Origin of the sequence: Bacillus sp. DHT2, assembly GCF_026241455.1 — a bacterium.
GTDB classification, from domain to species: domain Bacteria; phylum Bacillota; class Bacilli; order Bacillales; family Bacillaceae_G; genus Bacillus_A; species Bacillus_A pseudomycoides.
Map to the genome: position 1 here is coordinate 15575 of NZ_JAPHWH010000004.1, position 24253 is coordinate 39827.

The 24253-nt window shown below is 35.2% G+C and carries 22 protein-coding genes and 1 pseudogene; 21 read left to right on the forward strand and 2 right to left on the reverse strand.

Annotation, left to right across the window (positions count from 1 at the left end):
• Window positions 1-7 precede the first annotated feature (7 nt).
• On the forward strand, window positions 8-610 hold the full coding sequence (locus ORL93_RS11280; protein ID WP_018764170.1) for a histidine phosphatase family protein: 603 nt from the start codon (window positions 8-10) through the stop codon (window positions 608-610).
• Window positions 611-647: 37 nt separating this feature from the next.
• On the opposite strand, the gene ORL93_RS11285 is transcribed toward ORL93_RS11280, so the two are convergent.
• Complete coding sequence (locus ORL93_RS11285) at window positions 648-1226, reverse strand: GNAT family N-acetyltransferase (RefSeq protein WP_003196092.1); 579 nt, start codon at window positions 1224-1226, stop codon at window positions 648-650.
• A gap of 217 nt (window positions 1227-1443) precedes the next feature.
• Here ORL93_RS11285 and ORL93_RS11290 point away from each other — a divergent pair, with 217 nt between their 5' ends.
• The 20 genes and pseudogenes from ORL93_RS11290 to ORL93_RS11385 all read left to right on the forward strand — a co-directional run bounded on the left by ORL93_RS11290 (window position 1444) and on the right by ORL93_RS11385 (window position 22567).
• The gene (locus ORL93_RS11290; protein ID WP_003196093.1) at window positions 1444-1638 is read left to right on the forward strand and encodes a hypothetical protein; all 195 of its coding nucleotides are present in this window, start codon (window positions 1444-1446) and stop codon (window positions 1636-1638) included.
• 24 nt (window positions 1639-1662) lie between these two features.
• Window positions 1663-1974, forward strand: coding sequence for a hypothetical protein (locus ORL93_RS11295; protein WP_006094108.1), 312 nt, complete (start codon window positions 1663-1665; stop codon window positions 1972-1974).
• A 545-nt stretch (window positions 1975-2519) separates the two neighbouring features.
• Complete coding sequence (gene nrdI / locus ORL93_RS11300; protein WP_006094109.1) at window positions 2520-2879, forward strand: class Ib ribonucleoside-diphosphate reductase assembly flavoprotein NrdI; 360 nt, start codon at window positions 2520-2522, stop codon at window positions 2877-2879.
• Window positions 2866-3564 (forward strand): annotated as a pseudogene (locus ORL93_RS11305) (ribonucleotide reductase N-terminal alpha domain-containing protein); the annotation flags it as partial. The gene nrdI and the pseudogene ORL93_RS11305, both read left to right, overlap by 14 nt.
• A 1048-nt stretch (window positions 3565-4612) precedes the next feature.
• Window positions 4613-6001, forward strand: a complete 1389-nt coding sequence (locus tag ORL93_RS11310; protein WP_003196099.1) for a ribonucleoside-diphosphate reductase subunit alpha — start codon at window positions 4613-4615, stop codon at window positions 5999-6001.
• Between the two features lie 181 nt (window positions 6002-6182).
• Window positions 6183-7151, forward strand: coding sequence for a class 1b ribonucleoside-diphosphate reductase subunit beta (gene nrdF, locus ORL93_RS11315; RefSeq protein ID WP_003196100.1), 969 nt, complete (start codon window positions 6183-6185; stop codon window positions 7149-7151).
• A 415-nt stretch (window positions 7152-7566) separates the two neighbouring features.
• A complete protein-coding gene (locus ORL93_RS11320; RefSeq protein ID WP_265959064.1) occupies window positions 7567-8916 on the forward strand; it encodes an APC family permease in 1350 nt (449 codons plus the stop codon).
• Window positions 8917-9135: 219 nt separating this feature from the next.
• Window positions 9136-10434 (forward strand): Glu/Leu/Phe/Val family dehydrogenase, encoded by a 1299-nt coding sequence (locus ORL93_RS11325; RefSeq protein ID WP_003196102.1) that lies wholly within the window; start codon window positions 9136-9138, stop codon window positions 10432-10434.
• 18 nt (window positions 10435-10452) lie between these two features.
• Window positions 10453-10743, forward strand: coding sequence for an SAV0927 family protein (locus ORL93_RS11330; RefSeq protein WP_265959065.1), 291 nt, complete (start codon window positions 10453-10455; stop codon window positions 10741-10743).
• Between the two features lie 27 nt (window positions 10744-10770).
• Window positions 10771-11019 carry a biotin/lipoyl attachment domain-containing protein gene (locus tag ORL93_RS11335; RefSeq protein ID WP_003196104.1) on the forward strand — a complete coding sequence of 83 codons (249 nt, stop codon included), beginning with the start codon at window positions 10771-10773 and terminating at the stop codon, window positions 11017-11019.
• 137 nt (window positions 11020-11156) lie between these two features.
• Window positions 11157-13286: a sigma 54-interacting transcriptional regulator gene (locus ORL93_RS11340; protein WP_098135130.1), complete on the forward strand. Its 2130-nt coding sequence runs from the start codon at window positions 11157-11159 to the stop codon at window positions 13284-13286.
• Between the two features lie 202 nt (window positions 13287-13488).
• Complete coding sequence (locus ORL93_RS11345; protein ID WP_265959066.1) at window positions 13489-14982, forward strand: aldehyde dehydrogenase family protein; 1494 nt, start codon at window positions 13489-13491, stop codon at window positions 14980-14982.
• Window positions 14983-16365, forward strand: a complete 1383-nt coding sequence (locus tag ORL93_RS11350; protein WP_006094114.1) for a putrescine aminotransferase — start codon at window positions 14983-14985, stop codon at window positions 16363-16365.
• A gap of 99 nt (window positions 16366-16464) precedes the next feature.
• Window positions 16465-17652, forward strand: a complete 1188-nt coding sequence (locus tag ORL93_RS11355; protein WP_097794729.1) for a CaiB/BaiF CoA transferase family protein — start codon at window positions 16465-16467, stop codon at window positions 17650-17652.
• A gap of 13 nt (window positions 17653-17665) precedes the next feature.
• On the forward strand, window positions 17666-18883 hold the full coding sequence (locus ORL93_RS11360) for an acyl-CoA dehydrogenase family protein (protein ID WP_097794728.1): 1218 nt from the start codon (window positions 17666-17668) through the stop codon (window positions 18881-18883).
• Window positions 18884-19010: 127 nt separating this feature from the next.
• Window positions 19011-19388, forward strand: coding sequence for a GntR family transcriptional regulator (locus tag ORL93_RS11365; RefSeq protein ID WP_018781041.1), 378 nt, complete (start codon window positions 19011-19013; stop codon window positions 19386-19388).
• Window positions 19388-20086 carry an ABC transporter ATP-binding protein gene (locus tag ORL93_RS11370; protein ID WP_003206361.1) on the forward strand — a complete coding sequence of 233 codons (699 nt, stop codon included), beginning with the start codon at window positions 19388-19390 and terminating at the stop codon, window positions 20084-20086. The genes ORL93_RS11365 and ORL93_RS11370 overlap by 1 nt, the downstream gene beginning before the upstream one ends.
• Complete coding sequence (locus ORL93_RS11375; RefSeq protein ID WP_018781040.1) at window positions 20083-20874, forward strand: hypothetical protein; 792 nt, start codon at window positions 20083-20085, stop codon at window positions 20872-20874. Before ORL93_RS11370 ends, ORL93_RS11375 begins: the two co-directional genes overlap by 4 nt.
• A 14-nt stretch (window positions 20875-20888) precedes the next feature.
• Window positions 20889-21791 (forward strand): ABC transporter ATP-binding protein, encoded by a 903-nt coding sequence (locus ORL93_RS11380; protein ID WP_097794727.1) that lies wholly within the window; start codon window positions 20889-20891, stop codon window positions 21789-21791.
• Complete coding sequence (locus ORL93_RS11385) at window positions 21791-22567, forward strand: ABC transporter permease (RefSeq protein ID WP_097794726.1); 777 nt, start codon at window positions 21791-21793, stop codon at window positions 22565-22567. Before ORL93_RS11380 ends, ORL93_RS11385 begins: the two co-directional genes overlap by 1 nt.
• 30 nt (window positions 22568-22597) lie before the next feature.
• Here the strand turns inward: ORL93_RS11385 and ORL93_RS11390 are convergent, their stop codons facing one another.
• Window positions 22598-24055: an alanine/glycine:cation symporter family protein gene (locus tag ORL93_RS11390; RefSeq protein WP_255262411.1), complete on the reverse strand. Its 1458-nt coding sequence runs from the start codon at window positions 24053-24055 to the stop codon at window positions 22598-22600.
• Window positions 24056-24253: the final 198 nt, after the last annotated feature.

Below are 24253 nucleotides of genomic sequence, written 5' to 3' on the forward strand. Positions count from 1 at the left end.
GGAGAAGATGCGAATTTCTTTTATTCGTCACGGTCGCTTGAACAATGTTACAGAATCAATGACAGTATCATCGTTCCACAAATGGATGGAGCGGTACGATTTAGACGGTATGGAAAAAAGTATGGACATACCAATTGAGACGGTTGAAGTAATCGAATCTGCGAAGCTTATTGTAACGAGTGATCAAAAACGTACGGTACAGTCAGCAGCAGAATTAACAAATTCTCTTTCTTTTATACAAAGCTCCCTTTTTCGAGAGGCAGAAGTACCATCTAGTTTCTTTGTTCCGAAATGGGTGAAGTGCAAACCGGAAGTATGGACATTTATTGGGCGTACATTATGGATGATTGGATATTCTAAAGGTGTTGAGTCTTATCGTGAAGTACAAGGAAGAGCGAAGCAAGCAGCTGATACATTAGTCGGATATGCGTTAGTACATGGGCAAATTGCGCTCATAGGGCATAGTTATTTTAATACGATGATTGGGGCTGAGCTACGTGCTAGAGGATGGTCTGGTCCGCCTATTTTTCATGGGAAGCCATGGAGTTGTACAGAATATACATTTCATGAAGCAATGAATGGAAATATATTGAATACCAATTTAACATAAAGGCACACGATTACAATAAAGAATCGTGTGCTTTTTTTTAAGAAACGAAAGCTTTTTTATATAGTGGTTTCACTAAATGAGCATATGGCTCTCCAACAAGCATAACCGTTTTATCCTCTTGGTAGCCAAGTTTTTTATATAAAGAGAAAGCTCGCTTGTTTTCTAAATTTACAAGTAATGCGATTTTCTCATAGCCTTTTTCATAGGCATCATTTTCTGCTGCTTTAATCAATTTTGAGCCGATCCCTCGTCCGCCATATGTGTTTGAAACGGATAATGTGTCAATATAATATTCATCGAGCTCAGCTTCTTTTTCTAGCGTAATAGATGAATCTTGATGGATTTTTCGTAAGTGTTTTACAATGGGAGTATCTAGTTGTTTTGCATGGCTGCCATGATAGGCTACGATGATTCCAATTGCTTGTCCATCTTGTTCTTCAACGAAACAGTTCTCGTAGCTAAGTCGATTTTCTTTTTTTGAAAACCAAGTTTCAAGCCCTGTCAAGACTTCTGTTCCTGTTCTCCCACCTGTGATTTTTTCAGCAATTTCATGCAGAGCGTTATACAATAAAGGAGATATTGCCTTCGCATCTGTCTTTTTTGCTTTCCGAATCATATTATCCCTCCTAGTTGTCATTCTTATTGTAACATAAAATAAAGTTTCAACCAGTTATTCATCAATTTCTTGAATTTTATAGGATAAGCTTGAATATCGAATTGATTCAGTATAGATGAACCGTTATGGTAGTATATGATACTTGCTGTGAATGTAAGAAATTTAACATTGTCGACTTGTGAAAGATAGGATAAAATATTGCAGAGAGGTGAAATACATGGATAAACAATTAGCAAATACAATTTTAGATCAACTGAAAAATGGAGAGATAGAAGAGTATATTGTAACTAAGGATGTATTTTATACGTTTCGTGAAGTTGTAGTAAATCGAGAAGATTTTAAACATTTCAGTGGGAATGCACAGCACGGCGGGAAAATTATTTATACATATATAGAAACACCGCGTTCTTAATAGAAGGAAAAGGAGAGGAGAATTATGGGAGAATTTAAACAAGGTATTTTACCGCACTGGGACTACATGTGGAAAGATGGTACAGGAAAACGATTCGTAGGAATGGTTATGTTTCCTGAGAAACGTACAGAAGAAGTTATAGAAAAATTGAAAGTAGCATATGAGCAAGAAATTCACATTCGAGCAACTGTGAAATTTCAGCTTATGAATCAATATGTAGAGGGAATGGTTGTATATTTTGATGAAGAAGCGCCAGTATTTACAATGCAAGATAAAGACGAAAATTTTCATCATTTATTTATAAAGGATATTTTACGTATTGAACATTGCGAATGAGCGGTGCTTTGTGTACAGTCTTTTTAAAATTCTCATCACACTAACGAATAAATTGGTGTGCCATAATAATTGTCCTTTTCATTACAATAATATGTTTTATTGTGTAACAAAAAAGAAAGTATATGTACTCGATTTAATAAATGTTTAATCCACAAGAGAGAGAATTCCTTACTTGTGTGATCTGAATAATGTGTAACCGGTTTCGAACAGATTATCTCGTAAATTCTGTTCTTTTTTATGTGATGCTGGAGAAATATATTTCTCCAGCATTTACTGTTTTTTGACAAAACATATTGATAACATTTTTGTAAATATGATTAAATTCGTTGACAACTTTTTCGAAAAGCACTTTATTGACATGAGTTTTAGAATGTTGTTTCATAGTCTTTGTATTGAAAAAAAGGACTTGTCATGTCGAAAAGTAAAAGTTAAAAAAAGAAAGAATTTATACATATATCTTGTGTCTTGTTTTGAAACGTAATACAATATATAGAGAAATCATGAAACGACATCTAGATATTAAAGAAAGAAGGGGAGGGTCGGAAATGTTAGTTGCATATGATTCTATGACAGGAAACGTGAAGCGTTTCATCCACAAATTAAATATGCCGGCCGTTCAAATTAATGACGATCTAGTATTAGACGAAGATTTTGTTCTTATTACGTATACAACAGGTTTTGGAAATGTGCCGGAACGTGTTTTAGAATTTTTAGAACGCAATAATGCAAATTTAAAAGGCGTATCTGCAAGTGGCAATCGCAACTGGGGAGATATGTTCGGAGCAAGTGCAGATAAAATCTCATCCAGATACGAAGTACCTATTGTATCAAAATTTGAGTTATCTGGAACAAATAAAGATGTAGAATATTTTAAAGAAAGGGTGCGGGAGATTGCGACACATTGAACTGAATAATGAAATCACGCAAATGCAAGACGGTTTCTACCAGCTTCATAAAGATAAAGAAGCATTAGAAGTCTTTATGGAAGAAGCGAGAGCGAATACCGTTCATTTTGATAGCGTGGCAGAGCGAATCGAGTATATGAATAAGCACGATTACTATTACAACGTTCTGGACGAGTATAAGTTGGAGGAAGTAGAGGAAGTATACAACGTTGCATACGGTGAAAACTTCGAGTTCCAATCTTATATGGCGGCATCTAAGTTTTATAAGGATTATGCATTAAAAACAAATAATCAAAAACAGTACTTAGAAAGCTACGAAGATCGTGTATCAATTGTGTCATTATACTTAGGACGCGGTGATGTTAATAAAGCAAAACAATTTGCAAGCATGATTGTAAAACAAAACTACCAACCAGCGACACCAACCTTTTTGAATGCAGGAAGAAGCAGAAGAGGAGAAATGGTGTCTTGTTTCTTGTTAGAGATGGATGATAGCTTAAATTCGATTGGATTTAATATTAATACGGCGATGCAGCTATCAAAAATTGGTGGCGGAGTCGCTTTAAACCTTTCTAAGCTACGCGCACGCGGTGAGCAAATTAAAGGTATTGATAACGCAGCAAGCGGTGTTGTACCAGTTATGAAATTGCTTGAAGATTCGTTTTCATATGCGAATCAGTTGGGTTAACTTATGGCTCAACTATAAAACCGGGTCAATTGCTGGAACGCCTGAGTATATCTAGGTAGGATACTACGAAGAAATTACGTAGCGCCCCCTAAAAATCCAAGATTGCAGGAAATCAGCAGCCGAGCTCCTAAGTCTATTAGATAGGGAGAAGGTTCAACGACCAAGTGGCTATGTAGGTGACTATATAGCTCGAACCTGGCTTCTCAAACCAACCAAATTCAAAGGGTGTATCCAGTTATGGGGAGAAAAAAGAGCTTTATAACAAAAATATGTCCTATTTGTAAAAGTAAATATGAGGTTAATCAGAATAATAAAAGAGAGATGGAACGATCCAAAACGTGTGGAATATTAGAGTGTCGGAAGAAGCTTGCACTTATTAATACAAACTATAATTTAATATGTTTTGGATGTGGAAAATCATTTGTAGGAAAAAGGATAAATCAAAAGTTTTGTAGTAAGAAATGTCAAACTAAAAGATATAAATTAGTTTGTGTTATATGTGCGAGTGAATTTTATTCTGATAAAAGTGTAACAAAAACATGTTCGCATGAGTGTAGGTGGACATTGAATAGAAGTCAGCTTGTAAATTTAATATGTTCTTACTGTGAAAACCCTTTTTCTAGGCCAGCATATACTGTTAGAGATTCAAAAGTTTTTTGTTCAAAAAGTTGTAATAATAAATTTTTTGTGGAGCTGAATTACGGCACAACGAACAAGTATGGGAAAAACTGGTCCAGGATGCGAGAGTATATGTTTGAGTTTTATGATTTTCGTTGTCAAAGGTGTTTAGAAAAATATGATATAAATACACTAAGATTACATCACATTATTCCATTCCGTTTTTTGAAAGCTTTGATCAAGCAAACCTTATGATGAATTTATTGCCACTTTGTGATTTATGTCATATTCATGTACATCAAAAATACGATGAGTGGTTAAACAAAGAATTTGGTGAGAAGAAGATATGGTCTGAACTCTATAGCGATATAGAGAGGATAGCAGAAATGACTATCCCCCATACGTTTTAAAGGTATGGAGTAACAATATGCAAAGAAAAGGTGCCGGAGCAGTATATTTAAACATTTTCCATTGGGATATTATAGAATTCCTCGATACAAAAAAAATAAATGCCGACGAGAAGAGCCGTATTCAGTCCCTATCAATCGGTATTATCGTTCCGAGTAAGTTCTTTGAGCTTGCAGAGAAAAACGAACCATTCCATGTTTTCGCACCTTATACAGTATATAAAGAGTACGGAAAACATTTAGATGATATAGATATTGATGAAATGTATGATGAACTGATGAGTAATCCGAATGTGAAGAAGAAGCCACTTGATATTAGTGCACGTGATATGCTCATTAAAATTGCTATGATTCAGCTTGAGTCTGGTTATCCATACTTAATGTTTAAATCAAATGCGAACAAACAACATCCGTTAAAGGATATTGGAACTGTGAAGATGTCAAACCTTTGTACGGAAATCTTCCAGTTACAAGAAACATCTGAAATTAATGACTATGGTACAGATGACATTATCCGCCGTGATATTAACTGTAACTTAGGATCATTAAACATTGTAAACGTAATGGAGAATAAAGAAATTCGTGAAGCAGTTCATGCAGGAATGGAAGCATTAACAGCTGTTTCTGATATGACTGTTATTCCAAACGCGCCGACTGTGAAAAAAGCAAATGATGAGCTTCATTCAGTTGGACTTGGTGCTATGAACTTACATGGATATTTAGCGAAAAATAAAATTGCTTATGAAAGTGCAGAAGCGAAAGAATTTGTTCGTACATTCTTTATGATGTTAAATTACTACTCCATTGAAAAGAGTATGGGTATTGCGAAAGAAAAGGGCGAAACATTTAAAGACTTCGATAAGTCGGATTATGCAAATGGCTCATACTTTGAAAAGTATGAAACAACAGACTATAGTCCTGTAACTGATAAAGTACAGCAGTTATTTGAAGGAATCTATATTCCAACAAAAGAAGATTGGACAAGTCTAAAAGAGGAAGTACAGAAGCACGGTTTATACAACTCATATAGATTGGCTATCGCTCCGACACAATCGATCAGTTACGTGCAAAATGCAACTTCAAGCGTAATGCCGATCGTAAGTCAAATTGAGTCAAGAACGTATGCAAATGCGACAACATATTACCCAATGCCGTATTTATCAAAAGATACGTTCTGGTATTATAAATCTTCTTACGATATGAATCAGTTTAAACTAATTGATTTAATCGCAGAAATTCAAGAGCATATTGACCAAGGAATTAGTACAATTCTTTATGTAAATAGCGATATTTCTACGCGTGAATTAGCACGTTATTACATCTATGCACATAAAAAAGGTCTAAAGAGTTTGTATTATACAAGAACACGTAAGTTAAGCGTGGAAGAGTGCGTTGCTTGTACAGTTTGATGCAAACTATAATTGATTGATATACAAAATAAAGAGTAAGACATCATGAGCAGGGTTTTTCTGACCCTGCTCATGCTTAGTTATAAAATTTAAGACGTCTAACATGCGGTTAAGTTTTCATTACAAACTGAAAGCTTTACCGCATGTTAGAAAAGCTTATTGATAGAGAAGGGGCGATTCAATGCGCGCGGTAAACTGGAACAAAAAAGAAGACGATTTTAGTTTAATGTTTTGGAAGCAAAACATCGCTCAGTTTTGGACAGAAGAAGAAATTGCGGTATCTTCTGACAAAAATACTTGGGTGCAATTATCAAAAGAAGAGCAAATTGTGTATAAGCGTGTATTAGGTGGTTTAACACTTTTAGATACAAAGCAAGGCGGCGAAGGGATGCCACTTGTACTTGTTCATCTTGAGAATTTGCAAGCAAAAAGTGTATTAGCTTTCATGGGTGCTATGGAAGAAGTACATGCGAAGAGTTACAGTCATATCTTTACGACACTCGCAACGGAAGAAGAAATTGATGAGATCTTTGAATGGGTAGATAGCCATCCATTGCTTGAGAAAAAAGCAGGTATTATTACAGGTTACTATCGTCGTTTATTGAAGCCACAAGTAACGAAAAAAGAATTATACATGGCTATGGTAGCAAGTGTATTTTTAGAAAGTTACTTGTTCTATAGCGGATTTTTCTATCCGCTTTACTTAGCAGGACAAGGAAAATTAACAGCGAGTGGTGAAATTATTAACTTAATAATTCGTGACGAGTCAATTCACGGCGTATTCGTTGGTATTTTAGCACAGCAAATCTTTGCGGAATTTTCTGCAGAAGAACAACAAGAGGTGCAAAAAGAAACACAAGAGTTATTGATGGAACTGTATGAAATTGAAATGGCATATACAGAAGAAATTTATACATCCATTGGTCTTGTTGAAGATGTAAATCGCTTTGTTCGTTACAATGCGAATAAAGGGCTTATGAACTTAGGATTAGAACCACGCTTTGAGGAAGAAGAAATTAACCCAATCGTATTAAACGGTTTACGTACAGATACGAAAAACCATGATTTCTTCTCTGTAAAAGGGAATGGTTATGTAAAAGCAACAAATGTTGAAAAGTTATCAGACGATGATTTCGTATTCGATTTTTAATAGATAAGATTGAAAAAGCTGTCTTTCATATAAAGGCAGCTTTTTTGTTATGAATAGTTTACATAATGTTATTATCTCATGATAAGTTTTTATTCGCCGACTGATTAAAGTTTCACTTCATTTGTATTTATTGGTATGAGAGATTGAATAAGTTATGTCAAAATGAATAGAAAATTAACGAAGCAATTAGAAAAATAATCCCACCTGTAATTTCATTGGAGCATAAAAAAATATGGCTGTTTAGTAAATTTTTTAACAAAGACAATTTTGGCTCAAAAATTGCATGAATATTTAAAGAATAAAGAAAGGGGTTTTGTAATGCATTATATGACATATACGGTTCGTTGAAAGCGTTTTCTGTTTAGTTATCAATCTGTACATGAAAATTAGATAGAGAAAGTAGGAGGAATGATAGGTGGGAAAAGGAGTTGGGTTAAAGCGTTCATTAGGACTTTGGTCAATTGTTATGCTAGGCGTTGGGTATATGACACCAATGGTAGGGTTTGATACATTTGGAATCGTTTCTGAAAAAACGGGTGGGCATGTTCCTGGAGCTTATCTTATTGCATTAGCAGGGATGTTATTTACAGCTGCAAGCTACGGAAAAATGGTAAAGGTTTTTCCTACTGCTGGATCTGCTTACACTTATACACAAAAGACAATTAGTGCAAGGCTTGGGTTTCTTGTTGGATGGTCAGCATTATTGGATTATTTGTTTTTACCAATGGTGAATGCACTATTAACAAGAATTTATATGTCGGCACTTTTTCCAGGTGTTCCAGATTGGGCATGGGTCATTGGTTTTGTTCTACTTATTACACTTATCAATATTATTAGTGTAAATGTTACTGCCAATTTCAACACGTTCTTAGTAACATTTCAAGTGCTAGTAATGGTTGTGTTTGTAGTTCTCGTTATAAAAGGATTGATAGCAGGAGAAGGAACTGGAGAAGTCTTTTCCATTCAGCCGTTTTTTCAATCAGATATACAAATATCACCGTTAGTTGCAGGGGCAACAATTCTTTGTTTTTCATTTTTAGGTTTTGATGCAGTAACTACATTTTCAGAAGAAACACCAAACGCAAAGAAGACGATTCCTCGAGCTATTTTTCTTACTGCTTTAATTGGCGGAATTTTATTCATTGTCACTACGTACTTTACACAATCCTTTTTTCCAGATGCATCCGTATTTAAAGATCAAGAATCAGCAGCTCCAGAAATTGCATTATACGTCGGCGGAAAATTATTTCAAACTTTCTTTTTAGTAGGAACATTTATGGGAACAATAGCATCAGGCTTAGCTTCTCATACAAGTGTATCGCGATTATTATACGTAATGGGGCGAGATAATGTAATTCCGCAGAAGATATTTGGATACATTCATCCTCGCTTGCGAACTCCAGTATATAACATTATTTTTGTGGGAATTATTGCGCTCTCTGCTATGTTTATTGATTTAGAAACAGCAGCAGCTCTTATTAACTTCGGAGCGCTTATTGCATTTACATTTGTTAATTTATCTGTAATTGCCTACTATGTTATAAAGCAAAAAAGATATAAAACAACAAAAGATTTTTTGAATTTCTTAGTTATGCCTATTTTAGGTGCAGGTACAGTGGCTGTGTTATGGTTTAACCTCAATATTCATTCGCTTATTCTTGGACTTAGCTGGGCTGCCATTGGAATCGGTTATCTTTTATATATTACGAACATGTTTCGTTCAGCACCTCCGCAAATGCATTTTGAAGAAGTGCAGGAAATGTAAAATAATAAAAAACATCGGGATTTATCCGGTGTTTTTTATTTTGTAGAGGCTACAATTATGCAATAATGCATAAATCATTCAACTATTCATAAAGAACGTGAGACATTTTGTAAATAAGAGAAAGAGTTGAGGTTGAAACGATAATATAAACATTATATTTCCAGTTGGCACGATTATTGCTTTATAACACTAGTAAAAATAAATAAATGAGGTGTTATCGTGGCAATTCAATCAGAAAAAGAGGATGTAACACAATCTATTCAAGAAAAAGTTGAGTCGGAAAATGCTTTAGAGGAATTTCAATCCATATTAAAAGAAGCACTCCATGTTTTGCATTATCCAGAGGAAGTATTCGAGTTTCTTAAGAAGCCGATGCGTTTTTTAGAAGTAAGTATTCCTGTTCGAATGGATGATGGAACAACAAAGGTATTTCAAGGATATCGTGCTCAGCATAATGATGCAGCAGGGCCAACAAAAGGTGGTATCAGGTTTCATCCAGATGTTACAGCAGAGGAAGTAAAAGCGTTGGCCGGATGGATGAGCTTAAAATGCGGAGTTACAGGACTTCCATATGGAGGAGCAAAGGGCGGAATTATTTGTGATCCGCAGAAGATGAGCTTTAGAGAATTAGAGTTACTTAGCCGTGGCTATGTAAGAGCAGTAAGCCAAATTGTTGGACCTACTAAAGATATTCCAGCTCCTGATATGTATACAAATGCTCAGATTATGGCTTGGATGCTGGATGAGTATGATCATATTAGGGAATTTGATTCTCCTGGTTTTATTACTGGAAAGCCGTTAATGCTAGGAGGATCACAAGGACGAGAAACAGCTACTTCTAAAGGGGTATTATACACGCTCCAATTAGTAAGTGAATTAAAACATATTCCAATTCAAAATATGCGGGTAATCATTCAAGGGTTTGGAAACGTTGGAAGTCATTTGGCAAAATATTTATATGATATTGGTGTGAAAGTAGTAGGAGTATCTGATGCTTTAGGTGGCATTTATAACTCAGACGGTCTAGATGTTCCTTATTTATTAGAGAATCGAGATTCTTTTGGTGTTGTATCGAACCTCTTTAGTAAAACAATCTCTAACCAAGAGTTGCTAGAAAAAGAATGTGATGTACTCATTCCAGCAGCAATTGGAGGAGTAATTACGAAACATAATGCAGAAAGACTTGGGTGTAAGATTATCATTGAGGCTGCAAATGGTCCGACAACGAAAGAGGCGATAACAATATTAGAAGAGAAAGATGTTTTAGTTGTTCCGGATATTTTAGCGAACTCTGGAGGTGTTATTGTTTCTTATTTTGAGTGGTGCCAAAATAACCAAGGATATTATTGGACAGAGCAATATGTAGACCAATGTTTAAAAGAAAAAATTACATCTAGCTTTTCTGATGTATTTAACACTTCAAAACGGTTTGGGGTAAATATGAAAATTGCTGCTTATATAGAAGGGGTTCGTAAAATTGTAGAAGCGTCGCGTCTAAGAGGATGGTTGCATTTTTAAGTTAAAGGGAGGAATCAAATGAAACTGGACATTTTATTAGAACAAATTGAAAAGCAACCAATTGGTTATTACTGTATTGTGTCGAATCATCATCGCTATGATATAGCAGTCACGTATTCACAGCAATTTTTTGGAAAAGCAATGGTCACATCTATTCAAAATGGAAGAATGCTTTTATTAAGTCAGGAAGATATCGAAGAAGAGCAATACTGGGCACCTAAGCTAGGAATTGAAATAGAAGATGTAGAAGATTTTCAAAGCTTTTTTCATATGATTCTCCAGTCACAAATGTTGACAGAGCAATATTAATAGAATAAAGGAAGGGAATGATTTATTTTGTATTATGAAATAGTTACGAGCCCATGCTATGGAACAGTTGAAAAAGTTGCTATTGATAAGGACTCTCGAATTTATGAATGGGAACCACTGTTTGCGATTAAAAATATGAATGGTAAGCTGGAAGTAATTAAAATGGGATGTAGCGGAGAAGTACAATCTTTAGAAGTAGAAGCAGGAGATAAAGTAATCCCAGGGATGGTATTAGCGTATATTCAAGAAGATATTTTAATTAGTGGTAGTGATTAATTTTAGGGAGGAAGATGGAACTATCCATCTTCTTTTTTTATTTAAGTAAGTAAAAAATGCATATTGTCAGATTAATTAAAAAAATCCAATTTTAATGATACAATACAAGTTAAGCAGTTTAAAGGAGGAGTAACAAAATGTTTTCCATTGCTCATGATAAAATTAGACCTATTGTTTCCATATCGATCGATCAATCTGAACAGGAATGGAATATAGACGCTGAAAATATGAAAGAATCTTTTCTGTTTTTAAAAAGAGAAGATCAATTATCTGCATACGTCCATGTTAAGGAGCTGCTATCAAGAAGTGAGCGCTTAACGACTAAAATGTTACTTTCAAATGCTGTTTCATTAGATACAATATGTCATCTTAGCAAAAATATTTCCTTAACAGCTCTCTTTCAAATTATTGGGGCACCTATTGCCATAGTGAAAAATGAAAGAGGAGAGTTAACGGGATACATAAGAAGAGAAGATGTTTTTGCAGAACTATTTAAACAAGAAAATAAAAGTGTGGATCTACTGAAAATTATTTTAACTTCTATTCCAATGGGGATTTTTGTAGTAGACCGTGAAAAGAAAATTGTAAATTGTAATGAATCTGGTTTGAAGATGATTAAATCTACTCCTGAAAAAGTAATGAATGCACCAGCAGAACAGATTTTTAATGGGGAACATATTAACAATGTATTTGCAACAGGAAAAACGATTTTAAATCAATTACAAATAACAAATGAGATGGGAGTATTAGTTGACTACAGTCCTATACCAAGCTTCGATCAAAGAATCGAAGGAATGGTCATTATTGTGCAAGATTTACCGATGGTTGAGGATATGGCTATGGAAATTGAATATATAAAGGATTTAAATAAAGACTTACATGCAATTTTATCTAGCATTTATGATGAAATATTAGTAGTTAATCATAAAGGGGAATTAATCCGTTATAGTGAAACCGTTATCAATGATTTTTGGGGAAGAGATTTGAAGGATCTTTTAGGAAAAAATTTGTTAGACTTAGAGAAAAAAGGGTTATTTAGTCCATCAGTTACACGATTAGTGTTGGAACAACAAAAAAAGGTATCGATTGTACAAGAGACAAAAAAAGGTAGAAAGATATTAGCCGTTGGAAATCCTGTGTTTAATGAAAATGGAGAGCTTCATCGTATTATTATTGCCTCAAGAGATATTACAGAAGCAACGCGATTAAAGACGGAATTACATGAGATAAAAAAGATATCCGAACAATATAAGAAAGAGTTGGACAGTTTTAAAAATAAAGATCGCTTTCTTAAGAAACTTATTTATTGTAGTCCGAAAATGGAGCAAATTATTACTCAAGCAAAAAAAATAGCTGATTTTTCTTCAAATGTTCTTATTTCTGGAGAATCAGGTGTTGGGAAAGAAGTGATTGCACAAGCGATTCATCAACTTGGAAACAGATCTTCAAAGCCATTTTTAAAATTAAATTGCGGTGCGATTCCAGAGACATTGTTAGAAAGTGAACTGTTCGGCTATACGAAAGGTGCTTTTACTGGTGCTGATAAAAATGGAAAAGAAGGGTATTTTAAGCGGGCGGATCAAGGAATTTTATTTTTGGATGAGATTGGAGAAATGCCTTTACATCTGCAAGTAAAATTACTCAGAGTATTGCAAGAACAAGAGGTAATTCCAATTGGAAGCACAATACCTACGAAAATCAATGTTCAAATTATTGCCGCGACGAATAAACGTCTTGAAAAAATGGTGGAAGCGGGCACGTTCCGGGAAGATTTATTTTATCGCTTAAATGTCATCCCACTGCAAGTTCCACCGCTTAGAGAACGAATGGAAGATGTTCCACTACTCGCGTTTCATTTTTTACAAGAGTTAAATGAAAAATATAATAAAAACTATCATTTAACTCCTGATGCACTAAATTTACTAGAGTTTTATTCATGGCCAGGAAATGTAAGAGAATTACAGAATATGATTGAACGTTTAGTAGTATCGGCAGATGATTCAGTCATTGATGCTGAATTTGTTAGTAAATTCCTTAATCCTGGATATGATTTTAAAAAATCAAAGCCAGTGATTACAAGAGTTTTGCCACTACAAGAAGCATTGCATTCTGTAGAAGAACAATTAATTTTACTTGCAATGAAGCAGTATAAAACGACAACAAAGGCAGCAAAGGCTCTTGGGATAAGCCAGTCTTCTGTTAGTCGTAAATATCAAAAAATCATGAATGAAAAGGAAATAGCAATTGATACAATTTCGTATTTTTAAAGGAGAAAGGGGGAGTCTACATAGACTGCCCCTTCTCTTTGTTGTAATTATGCGAAATGTAATAATCTATGCAAAAATGCATAACTTTGTATAGGTTATTTAAGGAAATCGTCAGTTTTTGTATGATTGCTTCATATTTCAAATGTTGGCACAATAATTGCTTATATAATATATGAATGATTGACAAAGGGGGCTATATACAGTGCTAGATTTAAAAATGTATCTAAACGGTGAATGGAGAGATTCTAGTAATCAAGAGAAAAGACCGATTATTAACCCTGCGAATGGCAAGGTTATCGCATATGCATCTGAAGGAACGATCGAGGATGCGAAATACGCGATTGAAGTGGCAAGAGCTACCTTTGATAGCGGAATTTGGTCAGAAACTTCTGCTGCGGAAAGAGCATCTTATTTATTTAAAATAGCAGATGAAATTGATAAAAATTTGAAAGAACTTGCGCGTCTTGAAACAATGGATAATGGAAAAACATATCGAGAGGCAGAAGGAGATATTGGAGATGCGGCAGCTTGTTTCCGCTATTATGCTGGGTTGATTACAAAGCCAGACGGACAAACGTATCATGTAGCTGATCCGATGCAAGCTATGGTAGTGAGAGAGCCAGTTGGTGTTTGTGGTTTAATAGTTCCTTGGAATTATCCGTTACTAATGAGTGTTTGGAAAATTGCACCTGCTTTAGCAGCTGGAAACACAATTGTATTTAAGCCTTCTGAGGTTACACCAATCACTGCAATGAAATTATTCGAAATAATAGAAAAAGTAGAATTGCCAAAAGGTGTTGCCAATATGGTAATGGGCGCCGGGCCAATAGTAGGAAATGAGATTGCAGCAAGTAATAAAGTTGATATGATCTCCTTTACGGGCGGAACAAAAACAGGAAAGCACATTATGAGAACAGCGGCAGATAATATGAAAAAGATTTCGCTAGAACTAGGCGGGAAATCTCCAAATATTATTTTTGCAGATGCAGATTTTGAAACAGCTGTTGATTATGCTCTGTTTGGTATTTATGCAGGTGCTGGACAAGTATGTTCAGCAGGATCAAGAATTCTTGTAGAAGAAAGCGTTTACGATAGATTTGTTAATCGTTTCGTAGAACGAGCAAAGCAAATTAATGTTGGACCTGGTGATAACCCAGAATCAGAGATGGGGCCACTTGTAAGTCAGGAGCATATGGAAAAAGTATTACGCTATATAGAGATTGGAAAAGATGAAGGAGCAGAAATTGTTTGCGGAGGAAAGCGTATACTGGCGGATGGGAAAGGTGATGGCTTCTTTATTGAACCAACGGTCTTTGTCAATGTAAAATCTGATATGCGTATTGTGCAGGAAGAAATTTTTGGTCCTGTTGTAGTAATCCAAAAATTTAAAGATGAACAGGAAGCAATTGAACTAGCAAACGGTACAGATTACGGCTTAGCTGGAGGTGTATTTACAGTTGATGGTGCTAAAGCGATGCGTGTAATCCGCAAGCTTCGTGCAGGAATTACGTGGATTAATAGTTACCACCCAACATACAACGAGGCGCCTTGGGGCGGATATAAACAAAGTGGTATCGGTCGTAGCTTAGGAACGTTTGGTTTAGAGGAATTCCAAGAAATTAAGCAGATTAATATAAATCTAGAAGTAGAACCAATTGGTTGGTTTGCAAATAAAAAGACTGTAGAGGTGAAATAGATGGGAACGAATGTGAAAAGTAAATCTAATGAACAAGATGTGAAGAATACGAGTGTAAATGATTATATTACAAAAGTACTGCAACTAATTGAAAAAGAGAAAGTTTCTGCAGAAGAGGCGAACTGGATCCAAAAAGAAACAGTAGATGGATTTAGAGAACACGTAAATCCTGGCTTCCTCGCATATAGAAAAACAGTAACAAAAGATGGGCAATTTGCAGCAGTAGAATGGTCTGATGAAGGATCTTGCTTCATGGATATCAATGGAAAAAAATATATTGATTGTTTAGGTGGATTCGGGATTTATAATGTTGGACACCGTAATCCGAAAGTTGTAAAAGCTGTAACGGATCAATTAAAGCGTCAAGCATTGCATAGTCAGGATTTACTAGATCCACTTCGTGCGATTCTTGCAAAAATTTTAGCGGATATTACACCTGGTGATTTGAAATATGCTTTCTTTACAAATAGTGGGACGGAAAGTGTGGAGGCAGCATTAAAACTAGCAAAAATGTACAGTGAACGAACAACTTTTATTTCCACAACACGTGCTTTCCACGGTAAGAGTCTTGGTTCTTTATCTGGAACAGCAAAAGGAATGTTCCGTAAACCATTCTTACCATTAATTCCAGGCTTCCGTCACGTCCCATTTGGTGATATTGATATGATGAGAAAAACATTTGAAACATGCGCTTTAGTTGGAGAAGATGTTGCAGCTGTTATTTTAGAACCAATCCAAGGAGAGGGCGGTATTATTTTACCTCCAGAAAATTATTTGAAACAAGTGAGAGAGCTTTGTGATGAATTCGGATCACTACTTATTTTTGATGAAGTACAAACAGGAATGGGACGCACTGGGAAAATGTTTGCTGCAGAATTATATGATGTTGTACCGGATATTATTTGTCTTGCAAAGGCATTTGGCGGGGGCGTAATGCCAGCGGGTGCAATTGTTGCTAAAGAAAAAGTATTCAAAAGCTGGTTTGAAAATCCATTCATGCATACAACAACATTTGGTGGAAATCCACTTGCATGTGCTGCTGCAATTGCAACAATCCATGTATTATTGGAAGATAAATTACCAGAACGAGCTGCGGAAGTTGGGGAGTATTTCTTAAAAGGGTTGAAAAAGGCAGCGGAAGGACATGAAGACAAAGTATTTGAAATCCGTGGCCAAGGTTTAATGATTGGGATTGAATTCCATAAGGATGAAATTGGTTATGAAGTATCGAAGGCGATGTTTGATCAAGGAATTCTTGTTGCAGGAACGTTAATTAATTCGAAAACAATTCGTATTGAGCCATCGCTTACAATTAGTTATGAAGAAGTAGATACAGTAATCAATGCATTTAAATCAGTGTTGGCACAAGTAAAAGTACAATAATTTTTTACACAATAGCTTGTAAATACAAACCAGTAAAACCAACATGTCTCCTTTTTTTCTCATTGGTTTTGCTGGTTTTTACTATAGGAGGAGAAGGAGTTGGAGGGAGCACTACAAGGGATTACAATTATTGATTTATCTCGGGTTCTTGCCGGTCCTTTTTGTACAATGATTCTCGGTGATTTAGGAGCTGAGGTAATTAAAGTTGAGAATATAGGAAATGGTGATGATACAAGAGGATGGGGACCGCCTTTTGTAGAAGGAGAAAGTGCTTATTTTCTTTGTGCGAATCGTAATAAAGAGTCGCTTACATTAAATTTAAAATCAGAAATGGGAAAGGATATTTTGAAAAAGCTTGTTTCTCATGCTGATATCGTTGTGCAAAATTTCAAGCCTGGGACACTTGAAAGAATGGGACTTGGTTATGATGTGTTACAAGAAGTGAAGGGAGACATTATTCTAGCTTCTATTAGTGGGTTTGGTCAAAAGGGTCCTGCTTCACATCTTCCTGGCTATGATTATATGATTCAAGCAATGAGTGGGCTTATGAGTATAACAGGAGGAAAGGATGAAGAGCCTGCAAAAGTAGGGGTTGCAATTTCAGATGTTCTCACAGGTCTTTTTACGTGTATCGGGATTTTAGCGGCTCTGCAGCACCGAAATAGAACGGGAGAAGGGCAAGAAATTGATATTTCTTTATTTGATTCCCAATTAGCAGCATTAGTAAATGTAGCGAGCAATTATTTATGTACAGATGAATTACCAGAGAGACTTGGCAATCAGCATCCGAATATTGTTCCGTATCAAGTATTTGAAGCGGAGGATGGTGATCTTGTTGTTGCGGTCGGAAACGATGAGCAGTTTCATAAGTTTTGTTTGTTGCTAGGTAGACAAGATTTATCCAGCTTAGAACGTTATAAAACAAATGCAAGTCGCCTTCAGCATAAAGATGAGCTCGTCAATATGATTGCTATTGAAATGAAGAAGAAAAAGAAAGAGGAATGGAAACAACTTTTGGATGAAGCAGGAATTCCAAATGGACCAATTCTTAATGTGAAAGAAGCGCTAGAAACAGAGCAAGCCGTGGCGAGAGATATGACGGTTCATATGAAACATCCAACAATTGAAAATCTTAAACTTGTAGGTTCACCATTAAAGCTTTCAAGGACACCAGTACAGATGCAAAAATATCCACCACTCCACGGGGAACATACAGAAAAGATTTTGCGAAAATTAGGGTATTCTCAGGAAATCATTACGAGAATGACAAAAAATCAATGGATATAAGGAGGCAGTACAAATGAATTTTTCGTTAACAGAAGAACAACAAAGTGTTAGAAAAGTAGTGAGGTCCTTTGTAGATAATGAAATTATTCCATATATTAAAGAATGGGATGAAAAAGGACATTTTGAACAAAAAATCTTGAAGCGTTTAGCAGAACTGCAATTTATGGGCGTTTGTATCCCAGAACAATATGGCGGCGTGGGTATGGATTATAATACGCTGGCTATTGTTTGTGAAGAATTAGAACGCGGTGACACAGCTTTCCGTACAGCTGTATCTGTACATACAGGTCTAAATAGTATGACACTTCTGCAATGGGGAACAGAAGGACAAAAACAAAAGTACCTTGTTTCACAAGCGAAAGGTGAAAAAATTGGGGCTTTCGGTTTAACAGAACCAAATGCAGGATCAGATGTTGTTGCGATGCAAACGACTGCGGTAAAACAAGGCGATTATTACGTCTTAAATGGATCAAAAACGTGGATTTCGTTATGTGATGTGGCAGATCACTTTTTAATATTCGCGAAAACAAATTCGGAATTAAAGCACCGCGGTATTTCTTGTTTTATCGTAGAACGAACATTTCCTGGAGTATCGACAAAAGCGATAAAAGGAAAGCTTGGCATTCGAGCTGGCAACACAGGTGAAGTATTTTTAGATGAAGTAAAAGTACCAGCGGAAAACCTTCTTGGAGAAGAAGGTGAAGGGTTTAAAATTGCAATGGCTTCATTAGATAATGGACGTTTCACAGTAGCAGCAGGTGCGTGCGGACTGATTCAAGCAAGTTTGGAGGCAAGTGTAAAGTATTGTGAAGAGAGAAAAACATTTGGGAAAGAAATTGGGAAACATCAGCTTGTGCAGCAAATGATTGCGAAAATGTCTGCAAACCTTGAAATATCACGTTTATTGGTTTATAAAGCTGGGTGGTTAAAAAATGAAGGGAAACGTAATACACGTGAAACTTCTTTAGCAAAATGGATCGCTTGTGACGCTGCATTTGAAGCGGCAAATGATGCAGTGCAGGTGCACGGGGCATATGGATATTCAAATGAATTTCCAGTAGAACGATATTTGCGAAATGCAAAAGCTCCAGTTATTTACGAAGGAACACGTGAGATTCATACTATTATGCAGGCAGAATACGCACTGGGTTATCGCTCTGATAAGGAACTCCGTAATATGTTACCGAAGTGGCCTTTTGAAGAAAGTGAAGCAGAAATGGTAACGAAATAAAATAGGAAGGTAGTGCAACGAAGGTTGCACTACCTTTTTTTGTTATATTTTTAACTTACAAGTATTTACATCCCTTTTATCTTAGTGTACTATTTAACTAGTACACTAAGACAAAAGGAGGGGAGAAATGAAAATTGAGTTTTCTCCTAACATACCGATTTATATTCAGATGATGGAATACATAAAAAAGGAAATTGTAACAGGTCATTTATTACCTGGTGACAAAATTCCCTCTGTACGTGAATTAGCGAGTGAGTTACAAGTCAATCCAAATACAATTCAGCGTACATTTCAAGAACTAGAGAGAGAAGGTATCGTTGTAACACGCAGAGGGATGGGGAGATATGTAACGAGCGAAGGGGAGAAAATTATGGAGCTGCGCAAAGATATGGCAAAGGAACTGCTTCATTCATTTATAAATGGCATGGATAATTTAGGATTTTCAGAAGAGGAAATTCTCTCGATTCTTCGTTCTTCATTAGATGAGAAAAGGGAGGGGAACTGATGACAGAGCTATTAAAAATAGAGAACTTATGGAAGCGATATGGTTTAAAAGCAGTGATTCGTGAGCTAAACATAGAGATTACAGAAGGAAAAATCGTTGGTCTTGTTGGAGATAACGGTAGTGGAAAAACAACATTATTGAAAATGATCTCAGGTTTGCAGCACCCTTCGGAAGGAAATATCACAATAGCAGGTGAGAAAGTAGGTTTAGAAACAAAAAAGATTGTTTCATTTATGCCTGATAGACCAGTATTTGATGAATGGATGACTGTAAAAGAGGCTTTATTTTTCTATAGAGACTTTTATCAAGATTTTGATATTCAAAAGGCGGTTGATACGATAGCTGAATTTAAAATACCGCTAGAAGAAAAAATTACAGTACTGTCAAAAGGAATGGTTGAAAAGCTACAGCTGATTTTAACATTTTCGAGAAAAGCAAAACTTTATATATTAGATGAACCACTTGGCGGAATCGACCCTGTTTCACGGGAGCATGTGCTAGAACTTATATTACAATTTTATCGTGAAGATTGTACTATCATCATTTCGACCCATTTAATTGGCGAAATTGAAAACATTTTTGATGAGGTTATCTTTTTGAAGGATGGTGAGATTGTACTGCATGAGAATGTAGAAGAGCTTCGTTTTCAGAGGGGAAAAGCTGTAAATGAGTTGTTTAAGGAGGTGTTCAGGAAATGAGTTCACTTCTTCGATATTTATATAATTGTAATAAAAAGAAGGTATGGATAATTTATTTTGGATTTATTACTATTTCATTAATTTTATTATTTAATATGAAGGGGTCCTCAGGGATAAGGGTTTCAAATAGACAAGATATAGCATTAATCATATTTATATTCTTATTTTGTATGACTGCATTTTCTATCTTCTTATTGGCGATCTCTTCTTTCAGAAAAATAGTAAGAGGGTCTATGATTCAATATGTTGCCATCCCATCAAAGAAATATATATATGCGAATTTATTATTTTTTATAATAATGTTTACTCTATTGTCGTTAATAGGAATTGCTTTTTTACATCTTCTTTCTATCAATATATATGAGAATAAAGCAAATGGAGGGGTACAACAAGCCATTAATAGGTTATACAATTATGGGCTTTTACACCATTTGTTCTCTATCTTCTTATGGATTATAGATTTAGTGAGTACATTAGTTTCTCTGTATTTCATAATCATAGTTGTAAAACTATTTAATGTGAAATCCTCATTAAATAAAATGTTATTTATAATTTTCTTTGTTGTTTTCGGTGGAATCCAGTTTGTTATAACTAATATGCTAGACAAAATAAATATATATGTATTTTCGATAAAAAATGTTGGAGTTATAGATAAAAATGGTTTTTTCGAAACATCTTTTTATTTTAATGATGCTTCAAATATTTCTTATTTAATTTTTAGTTTATTATTAACTTTTTTATTGATGGTAATAACAAGTCATATCATCGACAAAAAACTAGAAGTCTAAAGGAGGAACAATCATTGGGAAACGTAGTAGTGAAATTAGAAAACGTCCATAAAAAAATAGGGAAAAATGAAATTATTCGTGGTCTTTCATTTGAGGTTCGTGAAGGGGAAGTATATGGATTTCTTGGACCGAATGGAAGCGGGAAAACGACGACAATTCGGATGATGACTGGTCTGATTTCAATGACAAAAGGCGATATTACAATTTGTGGTCATAGCATTCGTACAGAGCGTGAAAAGGCACTAGAGCAAATTGGCGCGATTGTCGAGAATCCTGAACTATATGATTATATGACTGGGATGCAAAACTTAAAGCATTTTGCAAATATGGCAATTACACCAATTAGTAAAGAACGTATCGTTGAAATTGTAAAGCTTGTTGAATTAGAGCATGCCATTCATAAAAAAGTGAAAACATATTCACTTGGAATGAAACAACGTCTTGGTATTGCGCAAGCACTTTTACATAATCCGAAAATTTTAATATTAGATGAACCGACAAACGGATTAGATCCAGCGGGTATTCGCCAAATTCGTGATTATTTACAACGATTAGCGAAAGAGGAAAATATCGCTGTCATCGTATCAAGTCATTTATTAAGCGAAATTGAATTGATGTGTGATCGTGTAGTTATTATTAAGCAAGGTCAGTTTGTGCAAGAGTATAACTTACATGAGCAAGCAAAGCATGGTGAAACGGTTGTAGTGGCATTTGAGGTAGATCAAATTCAGAAAGCGAATGAAATTATTAAAGGTAAGGCACAAGGGAGCGTAGTTGAGACATCTGTAGCGAAAGAAAAGATTCCGCAAATTGTAAAACAACTTGTGCATGCTGATGTACTTGTATATGGCGTTACAGTACAAAATAAAACGTTAGAAGATGAGTTCTTAGCGATTACAGGGGGAGTGAGAGCGTAATGTTTAAATTAATTCAAAATGAATTGCTAAAATTACATGCAAAAAAAGGTATGTATATTTTAATAGGTGTAATTGCTGCATTAGAAATTTTAGGTGTCCTCGCAATATTAAAATGGGGTGAAGCTAAAGATTTTAATGGAACATATTTAGATTTTACGAAGTCAGATATTAGTTTAGTTATTTTATTTGCAACAATTTTCGGTATTACGATTGCTTCTCGTACGATTACAGAGGAGTTTCAAAAAGGAACGATTAAGCAATTATTAATTCGTCCGAGAAAAAGAATTATGATTTTATTTTCTAAATACATTTCTGTATTACTAACAATGTTATTTGTTGTCTTTGCTGGTATGTTAATTGCAATGATTATCGGTGCAATTGCAATGGACGGAGGGAAAACAGATTTAACGTTAAGCATATTGCTTAAATCAATCTCATATCAACTTCTTGCACCGTTCTTCTTTGTAACACTTGCCTTTTTCTTGGCAAATGTATTTAGAAAATCTGTGTTGCCATTAATTATTACATTGTTCCTATTTTTCCTACAAGGGCCAATTAAGATGGCACTTATGATGTTTGGAAAAGGTACTGTGAAATTTGTTGTGTTTTTCCATTTGAACTTAAGTATGTACGACAGCAACAAATTAATTAGTGGCGGCGCTGAACCACCATTTACAGAATTTAATTTCACAACATCTTTACTGCTAGTACTTGCTTATTTTGTAGTATTACTCGTTGCATCAAGTACATTATTCCAAAAGCGTGATGTGCTATAATAGAAAAATCCCCGCTCGCGGGGATTTTTCTTAACCAACTTTTTCTTCTGTTTTTTCACGATCCCAGCATTCTGTATTTTCTAAACCAGGAATGCTGTCGGCGTAGAAGACAGGATCTTTTCCAGCCTCTTTTTGCTTCATATAATCTTTTAATGCTGCAAATGCGTATTTGCTTAAGAATATGATTGTAACTAAGTTGAAGATTGCCATAACGCCCATAAATAGGTCGGCTAAATCCCAAACAACTTGAATGGTTGCAACAGAACCTAGGAATACCATACCAATTACAGCGATGCGGTAAATCATAAGTGTTGTTTTGCTTCCTTTTAAGAACTCGATATTTGTCTCACCATAATAGTAATTTCCGATTAGAGAACTGAAAGCAAACAAGAAGATTGCTACAGCGACAAAGATTGGAGCCCAAGGACCAATATGTGCTTTTAACGCTTCTTGTGTTAACTGAATACCGTTTAAATCTGTTCCAGTATGAACGTCTGATAAAAGGATAATAAAAGCAGTACAACTGCATATTAATAATGTATCTGTAAAGACACCAAGTGTTTGAATAAAACCTTGTTTAACAGGGTGTGTTACGTTAGCAGTCGCAGCTGCGTTTGGTGCACTACCCATACCAGCTTCATTGGAGAATAAACCACGTTTGACACCAAGTAAAACAGCTGCACCAAAGCTACCGCCCGCGATTTCTTTTATGCCAAATGCGTGTGCTAAAATTTCTTTTATCATTTCTGGAATCAATGTAATATTTGTCATGACAACAAATAGTGCAACTGCAACATAAATGATTGCCATAACTGGTACAATCATTTCTACAACACGTGCGATTCGCTTTACGCCACCAAAAATAATAACAGATAATAGGGCAGCTAATGAAACTCCAACTATTTTTGGATCGATATGAAAAGCACCATCGAATGCAGATGTTACGGTATTTGCTTGTACAGCGTTAAAGACTAAACCGAAACTAACTGTGATTAAAACGGAGAAAATCATACCCATCCAGCGTTTGTTTAAACCTTTTTCCATGTAGTATGCTGGTCCACCACGGAATGTTTTACCGTCTTTAATTTTATAAATTTGTGCAAGTGTACTTTCAACGAAAGCAGATGCGCCGCCAATCATAGCGATAAGCCACATCCAAAAGACAGCACCTGGTCCACCCGTAGAAATAGCAATTGCTACACCAGCTAAGTTACCTGTTCCAACACGTGATGCTGTACTCATGCAAAACGCTTGGAATGAAGAAACACCATGCTTTTCTTTTTGTGCTTTACGTGTAGAAGGGCTTGCGCCATCGCCTAGCAAACGGACCATTTCACGAATGTGACGGAATTGAACAAATCCAGCTCTTATTGTAAAATAACAACCTACAGTGATTAACAATGTAATTAAAATATAACCCCATAAATATTCGTTTGTTGTTGTAATAAACTTATGAATCGGAGTAATGACATTTTCAAAAAAATCCATGTGCGTAATCCTCCTTATTCCTATCATGATAATGTGTTTTGAAAAAACAGGTATAAAAAGCGACGTTTAACATTATAACAGAAAATCTTGCAAAGAGGAAATTACAAAATAGATTCCTTATTATATATTTTAATAGGTATAGTATTTAAAAGCGAACTGAGAAAAATAGGAAGAATTTTAATGATATTCATATTAAAA

Coding starts and splice junctions, on each gene's coding strand:
- ORL93_RS11385 (WP_097794726.1), top strand. CDS start 21,791: ATGTTTAAATTAATTCAAAATGAATTGCTAAAATTACATGCAAAAAAA.
- ORL93_RS11285 (WP_003196092.1), bottom strand. CDS start 1,226: ATGATTCGGAAAGCAAAAAAGACAGATGCGAAGGCAATATCTCCTTTA.
- ORL93_RS11370 (WP_003206361.1), top strand. CDS start 19,388: ATGACAGAGCTATTAAAAATAGAGAACTTATGGAAGCGATATGGTTTA.
- nrdF (WP_003196100.1), top strand. CDS start 6,183: ATGCGCGCGGTAAACTGGAACAAAAAAGAAGACGATTTTAGTTTAATG.
- ORL93_RS11340 (WP_098135130.1), top strand. CDS start 11,157: ATGTTTTCCATTGCTCATGATAAAATTAGACCTATTGTTTCCATATCG.
- ORL93_RS11365 (WP_018781041.1), top strand. CDS start 19,011: ATGAAAATTGAGTTTTCTCCTAACATACCGATTTATATTCAGATGATG.
- ORL93_RS11350 (WP_006094114.1), top strand. CDS start 14,983: ATGGGAACGAATGTGAAAAGTAAATCTAATGAACAAGATGTGAAGAAT.
- ORL93_RS11360 (WP_097794728.1), top strand. CDS start 17,666: ATGAATTTTTCGTTAACAGAAGAACAACAAAGTGTTAGAAAAGTAGTG.
- nrdI (WP_006094109.1), top strand. CDS start 2,520: ATGTTAGTTGCATATGATTCTATGACAGGAAACGTGAAGCGTTTCATC.
- ORL93_RS11375 (WP_018781040.1), top strand. CDS start 20,083: ATGAGTTCACTTCTTCGATATTTATATAATTGTAATAAAAAGAAGGTA.
- ORL93_RS11310 (WP_003196099.1), top strand. CDS start 4,613: ATGCAAAGAAAAGGTGCCGGAGCAGTATATTTAAACATTTTCCATTGG.
- ORL93_RS11330 (WP_265959065.1), top strand. CDS start 10,453: ATGAAACTGGACATTTTATTAGAACAAATTGAAAAGCAACCAATTGGT.
- ORL93_RS11390 (WP_255262411.1), bottom strand. CDS start 24,055: ATGGATTTTTTTGAAAATGTCATTACTCCGATTCATAAGTTTATTACA.
- ORL93_RS11280 (WP_018764170.1), top strand. CDS start 8: ATGCGAATTTCTTTTATTCGTCACGGTCGCTTGAACAATGTTACAGAA.
- ORL93_RS11295 (WP_006094108.1), top strand. CDS start 1,663: ATGGGAGAATTTAAACAAGGTATTTTACCGCACTGGGACTACATGTGG.
- ORL93_RS11290 (WP_003196093.1), top strand. CDS start 1,444: ATGGATAAACAATTAGCAAATACAATTTTAGATCAACTGAAAAATGGA.